Raw genomic sequence first — 15,612 nt, forward strand, 5'->3', positions numbered from 1 at the left:
TTCCTGCCTTTCGGGTCACCTCCCAACCTAGGAAGGCGGTGCCCCGCGGGCCGCTGGCGTCGGTCACCGGTCGTGGGGACTTACGTCCTCTCGGCTGCCGGTGTCCACAACGGACGAAGGTCCCGCCGGAGGTCGTGCCACGCCCTGGGCACCGCCGCCGCGCAGCGCTCGGCCGCGGCCGCTTCGGCGGCCAGCGCGGTGGCGAACCCGCCGTCACGCGCTTCGAGCACGCGCAAGTGCTGCCCGGCGACGACGGCGTCCTGGAACTCCCCGAGCAGGTCCTGGAAGGCCCGCAGGGGCTTCGCCTCGACCGGCAGCACCCCGGCACCGGCCTCCAGCGCGTACCGCAGCCGCTTGGCGGCCTTCCGGACCTCGTGGACCCCGCGGTCGCGGTCCGGCGCCGCGGGCAGCACGGCCACCCGCCGGTCGACGTCTTCGGCCACGGCGCGGGCGAGGCGGGTCAGGACCTTCGCGGCCGGGCGGCGGGCGGCTTTCGGCCACTCGCGCCGCGGCTGCTCGCTCAGCACCACTTCGAGCACGTCGAGCGCGTTGAGCAGCTGCGCGTACCGATGGCTGTCCAGCGCGCGGCGCACCCGGGCGGCCGCTTGCCCGGTCAGCTCCCCGAAGTAGGCGTCGGTCCGCCCGCGCGCCCACGGCCGGGACCGCGCCCACTGGACCTCGGTGTCCCGCGCGGGCGCCAGTTCCCGGCCGAGCCAGCGCAGGGCGCCGGCCGGCTCCTTGAGCAGCTCCCGCCCGCCCAGCACCGGCGCGTAGGCCGAGAAAGCACCGCGCAGCCGCCGGGCGGCCACGCGCACGCGGTGCACCGAGTCCGGTTTCCCCTGCCGGACGGCCAGGTCGGCGGCGGCGAGCGCGGCGATCTGCGTCCGCACGTACGCCAGCACCACTGCCCGCGCCGAGCCGTCCGCCGGCCGGGACGGTGCGGCGAGCCGGTCGCCGAGCAGCGTCCGCAGCTCGGCGGGGCCACCCGGGATCCGGGCGACCGGGACCAGCTCGGCATCCCGGGTGCAGGCCCGCACGAGCCGCACCAGGGACGGCGGGACCCCGTGGACCGAGCCGGCGACCGTGACCGGGCCGTCCGGGGTGTCCAGGCACCACTGCCCGGCCCGGCCGCCCAGCGTCAGCCCGTTGCGCAACAGCCCCAGCGTCTCGGTGTCGAAGAACTCCGTCTCCAGCGTCGTCACGACGCCGCCAGCCTTCGGCGGGCCAGCAGCGCCAGCCCGAGCAGCACCAGCAACAGGGCCACGGTCACCCACTGGACCGGCGCCCGGATCCCGATCACGCCGAACTGGACCGCCAGCCAGCCGGCGAGCACCGCGCAGGCCGCCAGGGCGGCGACCGGGGCGCGGAAGTCGAGGCGCCACGCGAACACCGACGCCCAGCCCAGCGACCCGCCGACCACGAGGACCAGCGCGATCCCCGGCAGCACCCAGCTGGTCAGGCCCAGCGGGGCCAGCCAGCCGACCGGCATCGCGAACCCCGGCGCCCCGGCGGCCAGCGCGATCCCGCCGTACACCGCGCTCGCGGCGAGCAGCGTCTCGAACGCGGCCAGCACGCGCATCGTCGCGCGCACCCGCAGCGTGGTCACCTCCCGCTCCCGGTCCGCGGCGGCCGCACGACGGCCACCGGGCACGGCGAATGCGCGATCAGGGCCTGGCTGGTCGAGCCGAGCAGCATGCCGGTGAACCCGCCGCGGCCGCGGCAGCCGACCACGATCAGCTGCGCGCGTTCGCCGCGGTCCAGCAGCGTGCGCACCGGGCGCCCGCGCGTGACGTCGAACTCGATCGCCAGGTCCGGGTACTTCTCCTGCCAGACCGCGACCTGCTGGGCGAGCTTGTCCCGCTCCGCCTGCTGGATCGCCGCCGGGTCCTCCTGCAGCGCGTGCGGGCGGAGCATGCCGTCGGCGAGGACGTCGCTCCACGTGTGCACCGCGATGAGCCCGGTTTCGCGCAGGCGGGCTTCCTCGCACGCGAACCCCAGCGCGGCTTCGCTGTCCGGCGAACCGTCGGCACCGACCACGACCGGGCCGGTGACCGGGGGCGGGTCGTGCGGGGTGCGGCCGCGGACGACCACGATCGGGCAGTGCGCGTGCGCCACGATCGACACGGCGGTCGAACCGACGAGCAGCCCGGTGAACCCGCCCAGCCCGCGCGAGCCGAGCACGATCAGGTCGGCGTGCTGCGACTCCTGGATCAGCGCGGTGACCGGGCTCCACTCCCGCGCCGCGGTGACGATTTCGGCGTCGGGAAAGGCTTCGAGCACGGCGTCCTTCGCCTGAGCGAGCCACTCCTCGGCCCGTTCCGCGAGACCGGCGCGGACCTGTTCGTGGGTGCCGAACGCGACCGGGGCGCTCACCTGGGGCAGGGCGTAGACCTGCACCAGCCGCAGCCGGCGGCCGCGGCGGGCGGCTTCCCCGCCGGCCCAGACGGCGGCCTGGACGGCCGAGGACGAGCCGTCGATCCCGGCGACGACCGCGCCGTCACCGAACGCGGACATGATCGTCCCCCTCGTGGATGTACCGCTGCACCCGGTCGAAGCGGGTGCGCGCGCGGTCCTCGGCCGCCTGCTCCTCACCGGCGGTCAGCACGACGGCGTCGGGACCGGGGAAGACCGTCGACACGTGGTCGTCGGCCGTCCAGCGGACGACGTAGGGCGGCGTTCCGTCGGCCGAGTGGACCTCGAGGATCCGGCCGCGCTGTTCGGGCGCGTCGACCCGCGGTCCCTTGACCACGAGCCAATCGCCGGGCTGTGCGTGCATGTCCGTTCCTCTCAGCTGTCCACAGTGGATGGTTCGGGCGCGGCGGGTGCCGCCGGGCGCCGGGCGGCGCGGTGCGCGGCGACGCCGATCAGGACGACGCCGCCGGCCAGCACCACCGCTCCGGAAACCAGCAGCGCCAGCGCGATCCAGCCGAGGGCGGGTGCGGTCGCGCCCGCGTCGGCGAGGACGGAGACCCCGCGCGAGGCGTCCGCGTTCATCACGACGGCGGTCCACTGCCCGTCGAGCACCGGCCAGCCGACGGTCTGCGTGCCCGGGCCCGACGCGCTCGCGATCCAGATCCGGGCGTCACCGGGCGGGACGGCGGGCGCGCCGCCCGGGTGCGTCCGGTTGCCGGCGGTCGTGTACTCGGTCGCGGCCAGGTACCGCTCGACGTCGGCGGTGCGGCCGATGCCCACGAAGACCGCGCGGCCGGCGGTGCCGGTGACCCGGATGCGGACGTCGCCGACGACGCTCGTGATCTTGGGCGCGGCGATCCCCTCGAGCCGCACCGGGTCGGTGGCGACCGCGTAGCCGGCCGAGACGAACGTGCGGGACGCGGTGAGGTAGCCGTCGGCGTCGCGCTGGGTGCGGTCCGCCCACAGCACGCCCGCGCCGCCGGTGAGCAGGCCCATCGACCCGAGCACCAGCACCGCGCCGGTCACCGCGGCGGCGATCCGCCCGGCGGTCCAGCCGGCCGCGCGGGGGTGCGGCGGCTGCGGGTGCGGGGGTTCGTGCCCGGCTTCGGCGCCGCCCATGTCGAGCCGGAACGGCGGGTACTCGTCGGTCATCAGCGACACGTAGGCCGCGACGCGCAGCACCCACCGGTCCATGCCGAGGACGAAGTCGAAGATCGGCCGCGGGTAGCGGCCGGTGAACAGCAGGACGACGCCGGCCACGACGACCAGCACGCCGACGAGACCGCCGGCGGCCCAGTTGAAGGTGTCGTCGCCGTTCGCTCGCAGGAGCAGCCAGCTCCCGCCGCCGACGAACAGGCCGACGACGATGAAGTGCGGGATGGCCAGCAGCCACCACTTCACCAGCACCAGCCCGCGGGAAAGCCGTTCGGGGTAGGCGATTTCGAGCCGCGCCGGGTAGTCCGGGACGTCGGCGAGGGTGAACGGCGGGTACCGGTCGGTGCCCAGCGCGGCGTAGGAGTAGTACTGCACGCGCCAGCTCCAGCGCAGCACACCGGAGGTGAAGGCGAACAGCGGCCGCGGGTACCGGCCGGTCACGACGATGGCGAAGAAGGCGGCGATCGTGACGAAGGGGTAGGCGAACCACAGGAACGCCAGGACGACGTAGTGCGGAACGGCCAGCAGCCACTTCACCAGCCAGAGCCCGCGCGACAGCGGCTCGTCCAGGGTCGCCTCGACCCGGACGGGGTATTCGGTCATGAGACGGTCCTTTCCGCGCGGGCCAGGCTCGTCCCGATCTCGCGGCCCCAGGCGCGAATCGAGGGCCAGTCCCGGTTGTCGGCGTCGGCGACCCGCAGCGCGGTCACGACGGCGCGTTCGGGGAACTTGAGGGTGCGGCGGTCGATCTTGCCGCCGAACAGGCGGTGCCCGCGGGCGCCGAGCCGCCGCACGAGGTCCTCGACGACGACCGGTTCTTCGGCCGGGCGCTTCTGCTCGCCGACCGGGCCGCTGGAGAAGAGCCAGACCGGCACCCGGCGCAGTTCGTCCGAAAAGGACTCAGCGAGCTTCCTGGCCGGTTCGAGCCAGTGTCCCATGTAGACGGCGCTGCCGAGGACGACGGCGTCGAAGCCGTCGACCGAGTGCACCAGGCCCGCGTCGCGGACCTCGACCAGCGACCACACGCCGGCGTCGGTCAGCGCGGAGCCGGCCGCGGTGGCGACGCTTTCGGCGATTTCCCTGGTGGCCCCGTGCCGGGTGGCCACCGCAACGAGGATCTTCATGTCCGCACCGAAGCTTCTTCCCACAGCTCGACGCCGACGACACCGTAGATCGTCCTCGCCAGCGCGGTCACGACGCGGCGCTCGGCCTCGTCGACGAAGACACCGCGGATGGTCACCATCCCGCCGGTGACGGAGATCGTCCACCGGTCGCGGTGGCTGGAGTAGTCGGTCAGCAGCGCGTTGAGGTGCGAGGCGATCGTGTCGTCCTGGCGCACCAGCGGGCTGAGCATGTCGCGGCGGCTGACGATGCCCACCAGCACTCCGTCGTCGTCCACCACGGGGATGCTGCGCAGCCGGTCGCCGAGCATGCGCCGGGCGATCTCGGTGACGTCGGTGTCGAGCTCGACGGTCTGGGCGGGCGTGGTCATCTTCGCGCCCACGAGGAGCTCCGCCGGCGGTCCTTCCCCGGCCACGCCGCTGCGCAGCGCGTCGGCTTCGGTGAACATCCCGAGCACGGCGTCCTCCGCCCCCACCACCGGCAGGGCCGCGACGCAGTGCTCGGTGAGCAGCACGATCGCCTCCCGGACCGGAGTTCCCGGGCCGACCCGCACGACGGGTCTCGTCATGATGTCGCGTGCCTTCACTTCGGCTCCTTTCAGTGCCCGATCTTCAGTGCACGATCTTCAGTGCACGATCTTCAGTGCACGATCTTCAGTGCACGACCGCGACCGGGCAGGGCGCGTGCGCGAGCAGGGTGTTCCCGGTCGAACCCAGCACCCCGCCGGCGACGGGACCACGGCCCCGCGTCCCGACGACGATCAACCGCGCGTCGGGAGCCGCGTGCTGCAGGGCGCGCGCCGGCACGCGGTCCTCGACGACCCGGGTGAAGACGTCGAGGTCCGGGTACTTGCCGGTCCAGCTCGACACCCGCGCTTCGAGCTCCTGCCGGTCGGCGGCACCGTCGCCGCCGTGCCGGGCGTGCACGACGAGCACCGGCGCCCGCGCCGCGGCGGCCGCCTCGAAGGCGAACCGCAGCGCGTGCTCGCTCGACTCGGTCCGGTCCACGCCGGCGACGACCGGGCCGGTCCGGACCGGCTGGTGACCGGGGACCACGACGACGGGGCACGGCGCCTCCGCCGCGACGCGCAGGGCCACCGAGCCGATCAGCGCGCCGCGCAGGCCGCCGAGCCCGTGGGAGCCGAGGACGACGAGCGCGGCGTCGGCCGCCTCTTCGAGCAGCAGGTCGACCGCGAGGCCCAGCCGGACCGCCGTTTCCACCCGCACGCCGGGCGCCCACTCACGGGCGACTTCGGCGGCGCGGTGCAGCCAGCGGTAGACGTGTTCGAGCAGCAGCTCGTCGTGCTCGCGCGGCGGCGTGTCGTCGAACACGCAGGCGTGGACGAGCCGCAGGGTCGTGTCGCGGCGCGATGCTTCCCTCGCCGCCCAGCGAACGGCTTCCAGCGACGGCGCCGAGGCGTCGACCCCGGCGAGCACCGGGCGGGTCGTGGTCGCGGTCATCGGGTCCTCCTGCGGTCCGGGAAACCAGCATGCGCGGGGCGGGTACTGGCCGGTCAGAGCACGAAGTCCCTTTCGCCGGGGACCAAATCCGCCTGTACCGGGGGCCGGCTCGGCCGACGCTGGAGCGATGACCGCACCCGATCTGTTCATCGACCACTTCCTGCCACACCCCCACTTCGAGGTGGTGCGGGCCGACATCGTGGACGCGCCGGTCAAGGAGACCTACTCGGCGGCGCGCGAGCTCGACTTCACCGACGTCCGCGGCGGCGTCGCTTCGGCCGCGGGCCGGCTGCGGCTACTGCCCGAACGCCTGTACAACCGCCGCCACGGCCCACCGCGCCGGCCGACCCGGCTGACCCCGGACGACCTCGACGCCGGGTCGGAGTGGACCCTGCTCGGCGACCGGCCGGGCAGCGAGTTCGCGCTCGGCGTCGCGGGCAAGTTCTGGAAGCCGGTGATCACCTGGCGCCGGGTGGAGCCCGGCGACTTCGCCGCGTTCGACGAACCGGGCTACGGGAAGCTCGTGCTGGCGGTCTCGGCGTTCCCGTACGGCCCGCACCGCACGGTGCTGACGGTGCACACGCGGGTCCGCCTCAGCGACCCGGAGAGCTGGCTCAAGTTCCGCCGCCACTGGCGCCTCTTCCGGCCCGCCATCGGTTCCGCGCACACGGCGCTCATCCGCACGATGGCCGCGAAGGCCCGCGAACGGGCCCTCGCGGCCTACGCGCGCACCGATCAGTCCTGACGTCCACCCGGGTGCCGCCGCGGTTCGTCCCCGGCGGCCGGAACGACGTCCTCCTCGTTCTCCTTCACCGCGTGGTGCTCGACCGCGTGCAGGTAGCGGCCCACCTTCGGGCCGTGCCTGCCACGCTCGGCGACGTCTCGGCGCGCCTCGGCCTCGATGACGGCTTTCTCTCTCTCGTCCACGGTTCCTCCTCTGGTCAGTGCGGCACCAGGCTCGCCGCGTGGTCGGGAACGTAGGTCTGCAGCCGCCGGTCGGTGCGGAAGTAGCCGCTCGGCTCGGGCCGCGGCGGCAGCGACACCGCCGGCCGCGTCACCTCGAAGTAGGGAACGCTCGAGAGCAAATGCGCGATCATGTTCAGCCGCCCGCGCCGCTTCTCCTCGCTTTCCACCACGTGCCAGGGGGATTCGGCGGTGTCGGTGTGCACGAACATGTCGTCCTTCGCCCGCGAGTAGTCCTCCCAGTGCGTCACCGACTGCAGGTCGATGGTCGAAAGCTTCCAGCGGCGCAAGGGATCTTCGATGCGGGCGCGGAACCGGCGCTCCTGCTCGTCGAGGCTGACCGAGAACCAGTACTTGCGGAGCAGGATGCCGTCGTCGATGAGCAGGCGTTCGAAGATCGGGCACTGCTGCAGGAACCGCCGGTGCTCTTCGGGCGTGCAGAACCCCATCACCCGCTCGACGCCGGCGCGGTTGTACCAGCTGCGGTCGAACAGCACGATCTCGCCGGCGGCGGGCAGCTGCTCGACGTACCGCTGGAAGTACCACTGGGTGCGCTCGCGTTCGGTCGGGCTCGGCAGCGCCGCGATGCGCACCACGCGCGGGTTGAGGTGCTCGGTGACGCGCTTGATCGTGCTGCCCTTCCCGGCGGCGTCCCGGCCTTCGAACACCACGACGAGCCGCGCTCCCTCCGAGCGCACCCACTCCTGCAGCTTCACCAGCTCGGCCTGCAGGCGCAGCAGCTCGCGCTCATAGGCCGCGCGCGGGATCTTCTTCCGTCCGGGCATACCCCGACGCTACGAACCCCGGCCGTGACCCGGCTGCGGCCGGACGTCGGCGGTGCGGGGGTCTTTGGTCCTTCGCCCCGGGGCGGTGCGGCCCTCGTCCGCGCGCGCCCGCGGGCGGACCGTCGGAGCATGAACGCCACCTTCCCGCTCGGCCGCCCGGCCGGCATCCGCGTGGGCGCGCACTGGTCGGTGCTGGTGATCATGGCGCTGCCGGCCCAGGTCCTGGCGCAGTCCGTGCTCCCGGCAGCCGTCCCCGGGCTGTCCCCGGCGGTCTACTGGACGGCGGGCGTGGCGGGGTCGGTGGTCTTCTTGACGTCGCTGCTGGCCCACGAGCTCAGCCACGCCCTCGTCGCGCGGCGCCGCGGGCTCGCGGTCGACCGCGTCACGCTGTGGCTGCTCGGCGGCAGCACGGAAATGACCGAGGAGCCGGCGACCCCGCGCAGCGCGTTGGCGGTCGCGATCGCCGGCCCGGCGGCGAGCCTCCTCGCCGGGGCGGGGTTCCTCGGCGTCGCACTGGTCCTCCCCGGCATCGCCGGCGTCACCGCGTCCTGGCTGGGGTGGACGAACCTCGTCCTGGCCAGGTTCAACCTCCTGCCGGGAGCGCCGCTGGACGGCGGCCGGGTGCTGCAGGCGATCGTCTGGAAACGCACCGGCGACCGGCGGCGCGCGCGGGCCGCCGCGGCCCGGTCGGGCGGCGTCCTCGGGCTGCTGCTGGCGCTCGCCGGGCTGGTGGAACTGCTGTGGTTCGGCAACCTCGCCGGGATCTGGCCGGCCGGCATCGGCTGGTTCCTGGGCTTCAGCGCCCGGGCCGAGCTGGCGGCGGGCCCGGCGCGCGAGGTCCTCGGCCGGATCCGGCTCGGCGAGATCATGACGACGGCCCCGCGGACCGCGCCCGGCTGGTTCACCGTGCAGGGGTTCATCGACCAGGCGGCGTCGGCGCGGTTCCGGACGTACCCGGTGGTCGCGTTCGACGGGCACCCGGTCGGCGTGCTCAGCCTGGCCCAGCTGGCCCGGGTGCCCGAACAGGCACGCGCGTCGACGCGGGTGGAGGACGTCTGCGCGCGGCCGCCCGCCTGCCTCGTCGCGGCCCCGGAGACCCCGTTGACGGCCGTGCTCGGCCGGATCGGCGGGCGACCGGGCCAGGACCTCGTCCTGGTGGTCTCCGACGGCGCGCTCGCGGGCATCGTGAGCCCGGGCGACGTCGCCCGCACGCTGGAACTGGCGGTGCTCGGGGCGAAGGCCCACCACCCGGGTCAGGTCGAGTGAGCGATCTTCGTCGGTGTTCCGCTCGGGTCCGGCACGGGTTCACCGGGACGGCAGCGTGAAATACGCTTCCTCTTCCTGCGCGAAGTGCAGGGTCAGCACGGCGTCCAAGCCGTAGAGCGTCGCCCGCAGGTCGTCGACCTGGTCGGGCTGGATGCCGTCCGGCGCTTCAGCCAGGTGCCGCTGCAGGCGCCGGGCGAGCCGCCCGATCTCGGCGTGCTCGCGGCTCATCGTCACCGTGCCCTCCGGGCCGCCCAGCGCCTCGGCCAGCGCCGGGTACAGCTCGGTCTCCTCGGCCTCCTCGTGCGGCAGCAGCTGCTCGGCCAGCAGCCGCGCGGCCGTCCGCGCCGCCGCGTCCGCCGCCGGGGTCGCGCCCCCGGCCAGCGCGTCGGCGGCCTGCCGGACCGCCGCCCGCGCCGGGAGCAACCGCTCGTGCTCCGACTCGAACCGCCGCACCATCGCCGCCGGGGCCGGCCCCCGCGCCCGCCGGTCGCCCAGTGCGCGCAACGCGTTCAGGATCACCACGACGTCGATGGCCTCCTGGACGAGGGCGCCCGCCACCGGGACCAGGAACCCGCCGGCCGCGGCGAGCATCGCCACCAGGGACAGCAGTGTCCCGGCCACGGCGCTCTGCACGGCCAGGCGGTGCGACCGGCGGGCGATCTCGGCGGCGTCCGCGAGCCGGTCGATGCGGTCGTCGAGGATCACCGCGTCGGCGGCCTGCGCGGCCGCCGTCGCCCCGCGCGAGCCGAGCGCGACCCCCACGTCGGCCGCGGCCAGCGCGGGCGCGTCGTTCACGCCGTCACCGGTCATCACGGTCACGCCCCGGGCGCACGCGGCTTCCACCTCGGCGACCTTCGCCGCCGGCGTCACCTCGGCGTGGACGTCGTCCAGACCCAGCATCGCGGCGACTTCCCGGGCGTTGTCGACCCGGTCGCCGGTCAGCAGCCGGACCTCGCCGATCCCGGCGGCGCGCAGCCGCCGCATCGTCCGGGCGGCGTCGGGGCGGATCGGGTCCTTCGCGAGCAGCGCCGCGACCGGCTCGCCGTCGAACTCCACCCACAGCACCGAAGCGAGGTCCAGCCGGCCCCGCCGGGCGGCGCCCCGCGCCCACGACGGCAGTTTGGTCCGCCGGGCGCGCCCCACCCGCACAGTGCGGTCGCCGACCCGGCCGCGGACACCGGACCCGACCTCCTCGGTGACGTCGCGGGCCGGTGCCGCCGCGACCCCGGCCGAGGCGGCGGCGCGCACGACGGCCGCCGCCAGCACGTGCGGCGAGTACTGCTCGACCCCGGCCGCGTGGGCGAGCACCTCGGCCAGGTCGTGCTCCGGCGCGCAGACGACGTCGGTGATCTCGGGCCGGCCCCGCGTCACGGTGCCCGTCTTGTCCATCAACAGCACCGAAGCCCCGCCGAGCGCCTCGAGCGCGGCACCGTCCTTGACGACCACGCCGGCCTTCGACGCCCGGGACATCCCGCCGGTCACCGCGATCGGGACGGCCAGCAGCAGCGGGCACGGCGTCGCGGTCACCAGCACCGCGACCGCGCGCCCGGCCTCGCCGGTCAGCAGCCAGGCGACGGCGGCGATCAGCAGGGACCCCGGCAGGAACCAGACCGCGACGCGGTCGGCGATCCGGGCCACCCGCGCGGTGCGGGCCGCGGCCTGCTCGGCGAGGCGCACGACACCGGCGTAGGCGCTGTCGGCCGCGGCCGCGCTGGCCAGGACGTCGACCGCCGCGCCGGCGTTGACGACTCCACTGTGGACGGTGTCGTTCGCGGGCCGGGCGACCGGCAGGGGCTCGCCGGTCAGCGCGGACTCGTCGAAGGTGCCGCCGTCCGGCAGCACGCCGTCCACCGGCACGACCTCGCCCGGCAGCACGACGACGAGCTGCCCGGGCCGTACGGCGTCGACCGGCACGGTCTCCTGGCCGGCCGGCGTCCGCAGGTGCGCCACCCGCGGGGCCCGGTCGAGCAACGCCGTCAGGTTCCGGCTCGCCCGGCGCTGGGCCCCGGCTTCGAGGACGCGCCCGGTGGCGACCATCGCCGCGACGATCGCGCCCGCCAGGAACTCCCCCACCGCGAGGGTGGCGACCAGGGCGAGCACCGCGAGCAGGTCGGCGCCCCAGCGGCGGGCCCGCAGGTCGGCGGCCACCCAGACGACCGCCGGGACCAGGGTGACGACGTCGGCGGCCGCCCAGACGACGGCCGCGGTGGTCGCGGCGTCCAGCCACCACGCGACGCCGCCGGCCGCGACGAGCGCCAGCACCGCGGCCAGCAGCCCGGCCTCGCGCAGCCGGTCACCACGCACGGGGTGCCTCCGCGCGATCGCCGGCGAAGGGGATGTTCGGGTACCGCATGCGCACCTCCCGCTCGGTCGGAAGGCCCAGGGTGCGCGGCCGGACCGGGCCCGGAAAGGGCCGAAGGGCCTCGGCCGGGTCCTTTCGGCGAAGCCCTTGGACCCTGGGTCCGCCGCTGGCCCGGAGTGAGCATGGGGGGCAAGCGATCCGAGGAGGAGCGATGGACCACACGATGCCCGACGCGTACACCGTGAGGGCGGCCGTCGCGCTCGCGGTGCGTGCCCCTTCGGTGCACAACTCCCAGCCGTGGCAGTGGCAGTTCGACGGCCGTACGGTCGAGCTGCGTGCCGACCCGCGCCGCCGGCTGCGGCACGCCGACCCCGACGGCCGCGACCTGCTCCTCAGCTGCGGCGCCGCGCTGCACCACTTCACGGTCGCCGCCGCCGCGCTGGGCTGGGCCGCGCAGGTCCGCCGGTTTCCCCGGCCCGACGTGCTCGCCGGCATCGACCTGGTGCCCCACGACACCCGCGACGGCGACATCGCCCTGGCCGCGGCCATCCCCCGGCGCCGCTCGGACCGCCGCCGCTTCGCCGGCCGCAGCGTGCCGGTGCGGGACGAGGTGTTCCTGCAGAAGAGCGCGTCCGACCAGGGTGCCGTGCTGCGGATCGTGACCGGAGCCGCGCACCGCTCGGCGCTCACGGGCGCGGCCACCGAAGCCTCCGGCCTGCACCGGGCCGACCCGGACTACGAGATCGAGCTGGCGGCGTGGAGCGGCCGGACCTACGCGCCGGACGGGGTGCCGGCCCGCAACGCGGTCCTCGCGCCCGTCTCGCCGCACGAACTGCGGGTGCGCGAGTTCGCCGGCGCGCGGCTGCCCGACACGGGCGGTCCCGACGGCGCGCTCCTGACGGTGCTGGCCACGGCCGGCGACACCCCGCTCGACCGGCTTCGCGCCGGTGAGGCCGCCAGCGCGGTCGTGCTCACCGCGACCCGGCTGAACCTCGCGTCGTGCGTCTACACCGAGCCGGTGGAGCTCACGAGCACGCGTGGCTTGATACGGGACTGCGTGCTGGGCGGCGGGCTCGAACCGCAGCTGGTGGTCCGCGTCGGCTACCTGCCCTCGGGTGCGGCCCCGCTCCCGGCGACGCCCCGGCGGCCGATCGGCGAGATCCTGCGCCCGCTCCCCCACCCGTACGGCTCGGGGCTGCCGATCCCGGAGCAGCTGCGCGGCCGCTAAGGGAGGGACCTGAAGGGGGGACACTGTCCCGATGGACAAGGCGGCGGTTCACGAAGAGCTGGAGCGGGCCCGCGCCACCTTCCACGAGCTGCTGGACGGCGCGACCGGCGGCGACCTGCGGCGGCCGAGCGCGGGCACGCGGTGGACCAACCGCCAGCTGCTCTTCCACATGCTGCTCGGCTACCTGATCATCCGCGCGCTGTCGGGGCTGGTGCGGCTGTTCGGCCGCCTGCCCGACGGCGTGAGCCGCGGCTACGCGCGGCTGCTGAACGCCGGGACGGCACCGTTCGACGCGGTCAACTTCGCCGGGTCCTGGCTCGGCGGCACGCTGCTGCCCCGGCGGCGGATGCGGGCGCTGTGCGATCGGACGATCGCGGCGCTGCACCGCCGCCTGGACCGCGAAACCGACGTCGGACTCGCCCGCGGCATGCACTACCCGACCCGGTGGGACCCGTTCTTCCGGGACTACATGACCTTGGCCGACGTGTACCGCTTCCCGACGCAGCACTTCGACTTCCACCGCCGTCAGCTGACGCTCGGCCGGTGAAGACCGGTCAGGAGCAGCACCCCTCCGGCCGGGCGGCTCGGCCGGCCTCGGCGCCGGACGTGCAGCAGGTGGCCGGGGTGGCGAGCGCGGCGCTGTCGGCGCCGAACGTCGGCGAATCCGCCTTGACCGCGTACACCTCCCACGGTTCCCGGCCGGGACCGTGCACCCACACCTTGTCCTGTACGGCGTAGCAGCACGTGGTGTCGTCCTCGGTCCGCGTCTGCATCCCCGCGCCGGCGAGGCGCTTGCCTGCCTCGGCGACCTGGTCGGTCGATTCGACTTCGACGCCGAGGTGGTCCATGACCGTCGCCTGACCGGGCTCTCCCTCCAGGAGCACGAGCTTGAGCGCGGGCTCGGCGACGGCGAAGTTGGCGTACCCCGGCCGGCGCTTGGCCGGCTCCGTGCCGAACAGCTTCGAGTAGAAGTCGATCGAGCCCTCGAGGTCCCCGACCCGCAGCGCGAGCTGTACCCGTGACATCGCATCCTCCTTGGATAGACGTTCATCTAAACAACGTGAGACTTAGATTGCTCTCTACTTAGAAGCCTGTCAAGATAGACGCATGCCGAAACAGCTGCCGATCACCGCACTGGACGCGTGCTGCTCCCCGCTGGCGCGCGAGCCCTTGACCGAGGACCAGGCCGCGGAGCTGGCCAGGTTGTTCAAGGCGATGGCGGACCCCGTCCGGCTGCGGCTGCTGTCGCTGATCGCCTCCCACACGGGCGGCGAGGCGTGCGTGTGCGACCTGACCGGCGCCTTCGACCTGACCGGCCCGACGATCTCCCACCACCTGAAGGTCCTGCGGGAGTCCGGGCTGATCACCGGCGAGCGGCGGGGCACCTGGGTCTACTACCGCGTCCACCCCGAAGTGCTGGCCCGGCTCTCGGCCGTCCTGGTCCCGGTTCCGGCGTGACCGGCCCGGTCGCCGGCCGGCTGTCCACCTTGGACCGGCTGCTGCCCGTGTGGATCGCCGCCGCGATGGTCGCCGGGCTCCTGGCCGGACGCCTGGTCCCCGGTTTGGACACGGCGTTGTCGGCGGTGCGCGTGGACGGGATTTCGCTGCCCATCGCACTCGGGCTGCTGGTCATGATGTACCCGGTGCTGGCGAAGGTCCGGTACGACCGGCTCGGCACCGTCACCCGCGACCGGCGGCTGCTGTGGCCGTCGCTGGCGCTGAACTGGCTGATCGGCCCGGCACTGATGTTCGCACTGGCGTGGCTGCTGCTGCCCGACCTGCCCGACTACCGGACCGGGCTGATCATCGTCGGCCTCGCCCGCTGCATCGCCATGGTGGTCATCTGGAACGACCTCGCCTGCGGCGACCGGGAAGCCGCCGCCGTGCTCGTCGCGCTGAACTCGGTGTTCCAGGTGCTCGCGTTCGGCCTGCTCGGCTGGTTCTACCTGGCGATCTTGCCCGGCTGGCTCGGCCTCCCCCAAGCCGGCCTCACGGTTTCGGGCTGGCAGATCGCGAAAAGCGTGCTGATCTTCCTCGGCATCCCGCTCCTGGCCGGCTACCTGACCCGCCGGCTCGGCGAACGCGCCAGGGGCCGCGCGTGGTACGAGTCGGCGTTCCTGCCGAAGATCGGCCCGGCCGCGCTCTACGGACTGCTGTTCACCATCGTGGTTCTCTTCGCCCTGCAAGGAGAGCAGATCACCGCGCGGCCGCTGGACGTCGCCCGGATCGCGGTCCCGCTGCTCGGCTACTTCGGACTGATGTGGGCCGGGTCGTACGCGTTCGGCAGGGCCGTCGGGCTGTCCTACGAGCGCACCACGACGCTCGCGTTCACCGCGGCGGGCAACAACTTCGAGCTCGCCATCGCCGTCGCCATCGCCACCTTCGGCGCGGCCAGCGGGCAGGCGCTGGCCGGGGTCGTCGGACCGCTGATCGAAGTCCCCGTGCTCGTCGCCCTCGTGTACGTGTCCCTGGCGCTGCGCCGCCGTTCCCCGGTGGAGGTCACCCCGTGAACACCCCCGAAGTCCTGTTCGTCTGCGTCCACAACGCCGGCCGGTCCCAGATGGCCGCCGCGCTGCTGCACCACCACGCCGCCGGCCGCGTCACGGTCCGCTCCGCCGGGTCGGCCCCGGCGGACGAGATCAACCCGGCCGTGGTCGCGGTCATGGCCGAAGCCGGGATCGACGTCTCGCGCGAGATCCCCCGGCGCCTGACCACCGACGCCGTCGAGGCCGCCGACGTCGTGATCACCATGGGCTGCGGCGACGCGTGCCCGGTCTTCCCCGGCAAGCGCTACCTCGACTGGCAACTCGACGACCCCGCCGGCCTGCCGGCCGAGCGGGTCCGCCCGATCCGCGACGAGATCGACCGCCGGGTCCGCGTCCTGCTCGCCGAACTGGTCCCCACCACGTCCTGAGGCTT

Annotated in this window: 19 protein-coding genes; 7 read left to right on the forward strand and 12 right to left on the reverse strand. The window is 74.5% G+C overall.

The features are described from left to right. Positions 1-80: 80 nt before the first annotated feature. From ACWEVP_RS20690 to ACWEVP_RS20725, 8 genes are all read right to left on the reverse strand, one after another. The gene (locus ACWEVP_RS20690; protein WP_452064174.1) at positions 81-1,202 is read right to left on the reverse strand and encodes a CHAD domain-containing protein; all 1,122 of its coding nucleotides are present in this window, start codon (positions 1,200-1,202) and stop codon (positions 81-83) included. Then, positions 1,199-1,606 (reverse strand): hypothetical protein, encoded by a 408-nt coding sequence (locus ACWEVP_RS20695; RefSeq protein ID WP_452064175.1) that lies wholly within the window; start codon positions 1,604-1,606, stop codon positions 1,199-1,201. The genes ACWEVP_RS20690 and ACWEVP_RS20695 overlap by 4 nt, the downstream gene beginning before the upstream one ends. Continuing rightward, positions 1,603-2,514 carry a universal stress protein gene (locus ACWEVP_RS20700; RefSeq protein ID WP_452064176.1) on the reverse strand — a complete coding sequence of 304 codons (912 nt, stop codon included), beginning with the start codon at positions 2,512-2,514 and terminating at the stop codon, positions 1,603-1,605. Before ACWEVP_RS20700 ends, ACWEVP_RS20695 begins: the two co-directional genes overlap by 4 nt. Further along, a complete protein-coding gene (locus ACWEVP_RS20705) occupies positions 2,498-2,776 on the reverse strand; it encodes a DUF1918 domain-containing protein (protein WP_452064177.1) in 279 nt (92 codons plus the stop codon). The genes ACWEVP_RS20700 and ACWEVP_RS20705 overlap by 17 nt, the downstream gene beginning before the upstream one ends. Before the next feature lie 11 nt (positions 2,777-2,787). After that, positions 2,788-4,170: a DUF4389 domain-containing protein gene (locus ACWEVP_RS20710; RefSeq protein WP_452064178.1), complete on the reverse strand. Its 1,383-nt coding sequence runs from the start codon at positions 4,168-4,170 to the stop codon at positions 2,788-2,790. Continuing rightward, entirely contained in the window at positions 4,167-4,691 is a 525-nt protein-coding gene (locus ACWEVP_RS20715; protein ID WP_452064179.1) for a flavodoxin domain-containing protein, read from the reverse strand. Before ACWEVP_RS20715 ends, ACWEVP_RS20710 begins: the two co-directional genes overlap by 4 nt. After that, positions 4,688-5,275 carry a CBS domain-containing protein gene (locus tag ACWEVP_RS20720; protein ID WP_452064180.1) on the reverse strand — a complete coding sequence of 196 codons (588 nt, stop codon included), beginning with the start codon at positions 5,273-5,275 and terminating at the stop codon, positions 4,688-4,690. Before ACWEVP_RS20720 ends, ACWEVP_RS20715 begins: the two co-directional genes overlap by 4 nt. A 67-nt stretch (positions 5,276-5,342) precedes the next feature. Continuing rightward, on the reverse strand, positions 5,343-6,149 hold the full coding sequence (locus ACWEVP_RS20725) for a universal stress protein (RefSeq protein WP_452064181.1): 807 nt from the start codon (positions 6,147-6,149) through the stop codon (positions 5,343-5,345). A 127-nt stretch (positions 6,150-6,276) separates the two neighbouring features. Between ACWEVP_RS20725 and ACWEVP_RS20730 the strand changes: the two genes are divergently transcribed. Then, complete coding sequence (locus tag ACWEVP_RS20730; RefSeq protein WP_452064182.1) at positions 6,277-6,894, forward strand: hypothetical protein; 618 nt, start codon at positions 6,277-6,279, stop codon at positions 6,892-6,894. On the opposite strand, the gene ACWEVP_RS20735 is transcribed toward ACWEVP_RS20730, so the two are convergent. Beyond that, the gene (locus ACWEVP_RS20735; protein WP_452064183.1) at positions 6,885-7,076 is read right to left on the reverse strand and encodes a hypothetical protein; all 192 of its coding nucleotides are present in this window, start codon (positions 7,074-7,076) and stop codon (positions 6,885-6,887) included. The two genes, ACWEVP_RS20730 and ACWEVP_RS20735, sit on opposite strands and share 10 nt — an antisense overlap. 14 nt (positions 7,077-7,090) lie before the next feature. Next, positions 7,091-7,897, reverse strand: a complete 807-nt coding sequence (gene ppk2, locus ACWEVP_RS20740; RefSeq protein WP_452064184.1) for a polyphosphate kinase 2 — start codon at positions 7,895-7,897, stop codon at positions 7,091-7,093. A 129-nt stretch (positions 7,898-8,026) separates the two neighbouring features. On the opposite strand from ppk2, the gene ACWEVP_RS20745 reads away from it, so the two are divergent. Next, a complete protein-coding gene (locus tag ACWEVP_RS20745) occupies positions 8,027-9,163 on the forward strand; it encodes a site-2 protease family protein (protein WP_452064185.1) in 1,137 nt (378 codons plus the stop codon). 39 nt (positions 9,164-9,202) lie between these two features. Here ACWEVP_RS20745 and ACWEVP_RS20750 read toward each other — a convergent pair whose 3' ends face one another. After that, entirely contained in the window at positions 9,203-11,467 is a 2,265-nt protein-coding gene (locus tag ACWEVP_RS20750) for a heavy metal translocating P-type ATPase (RefSeq protein ID WP_452064186.1), read from the reverse strand. A gap of 209 nt (positions 11,468-11,676) precedes the next feature. Here ACWEVP_RS20750 and ACWEVP_RS20755 point away from each other — a divergent pair, with 209 nt between their 5' ends. Continuing rightward, positions 11,677-12,693: an Acg family FMN-binding oxidoreductase gene (locus ACWEVP_RS20755; RefSeq protein ID WP_452064187.1), complete on the forward strand. Its 1,017-nt coding sequence runs from the start codon at positions 11,677-11,679 to the stop codon at positions 12,691-12,693. Positions 12,694-12,724: 31 nt separating this feature from the next. Then, positions 12,725-13,240: a DinB family protein gene (locus tag ACWEVP_RS20760; protein ID WP_452064188.1), complete on the forward strand. Its 516-nt coding sequence runs from the start codon at positions 12,725-12,727 to the stop codon at positions 13,238-13,240. A gap of 7 nt (positions 13,241-13,247) precedes the next feature. Here ACWEVP_RS20760 and ACWEVP_RS20765 read toward each other — a convergent pair whose 3' ends face one another. Continuing rightward, positions 13,248-13,718, reverse strand: a complete 471-nt coding sequence (locus ACWEVP_RS20765; RefSeq protein ID WP_452064189.1) for an ArsI/CadI family heavy metal resistance metalloenzyme — start codon at positions 13,716-13,718, stop codon at positions 13,248-13,250. 82 nt (positions 13,719-13,800) lie between these two features. Here ACWEVP_RS20765 and ACWEVP_RS20770 point away from each other — a divergent pair, with 82 nt between their 5' ends. Genes ACWEVP_RS20770 through ACWEVP_RS20780 form a run of 3 tightly spaced genes read left to right on the forward strand, consistent with a single transcriptional unit; the run spans position 13,801 to position 15,607 of the window. Then, the gene (locus ACWEVP_RS20770) at positions 13,801-14,151 is read left to right on the forward strand and encodes a metalloregulator ArsR/SmtB family transcription factor (protein WP_452064190.1); all 351 of its coding nucleotides are present in this window, start codon (positions 13,801-13,803) and stop codon (positions 14,149-14,151) included. Beyond that, the gene (gene arsB, locus ACWEVP_RS20775) at positions 14,148-15,203 is read left to right on the forward strand and encodes an ACR3 family arsenite efflux transporter (protein WP_452064191.1); all 1,056 of its coding nucleotides are present in this window, start codon (positions 14,148-14,150) and stop codon (positions 15,201-15,203) included. Before ACWEVP_RS20770 ends, arsB begins: the two co-directional genes overlap by 4 nt. Next, positions 15,200-15,607, forward strand: a complete 408-nt coding sequence (locus tag ACWEVP_RS20780; protein WP_452064192.1) for an arsenate reductase ArsC — start codon at positions 15,200-15,202, stop codon at positions 15,605-15,607. The genes arsB and ACWEVP_RS20780 overlap by 4 nt, the downstream gene beginning before the upstream one ends. Positions 15,608-15,612 lie beyond the last annotated feature (5 nt).

It is taken from the genome of Amycolatopsis sp. NPDC003865 (assembly GCF_053605345.1).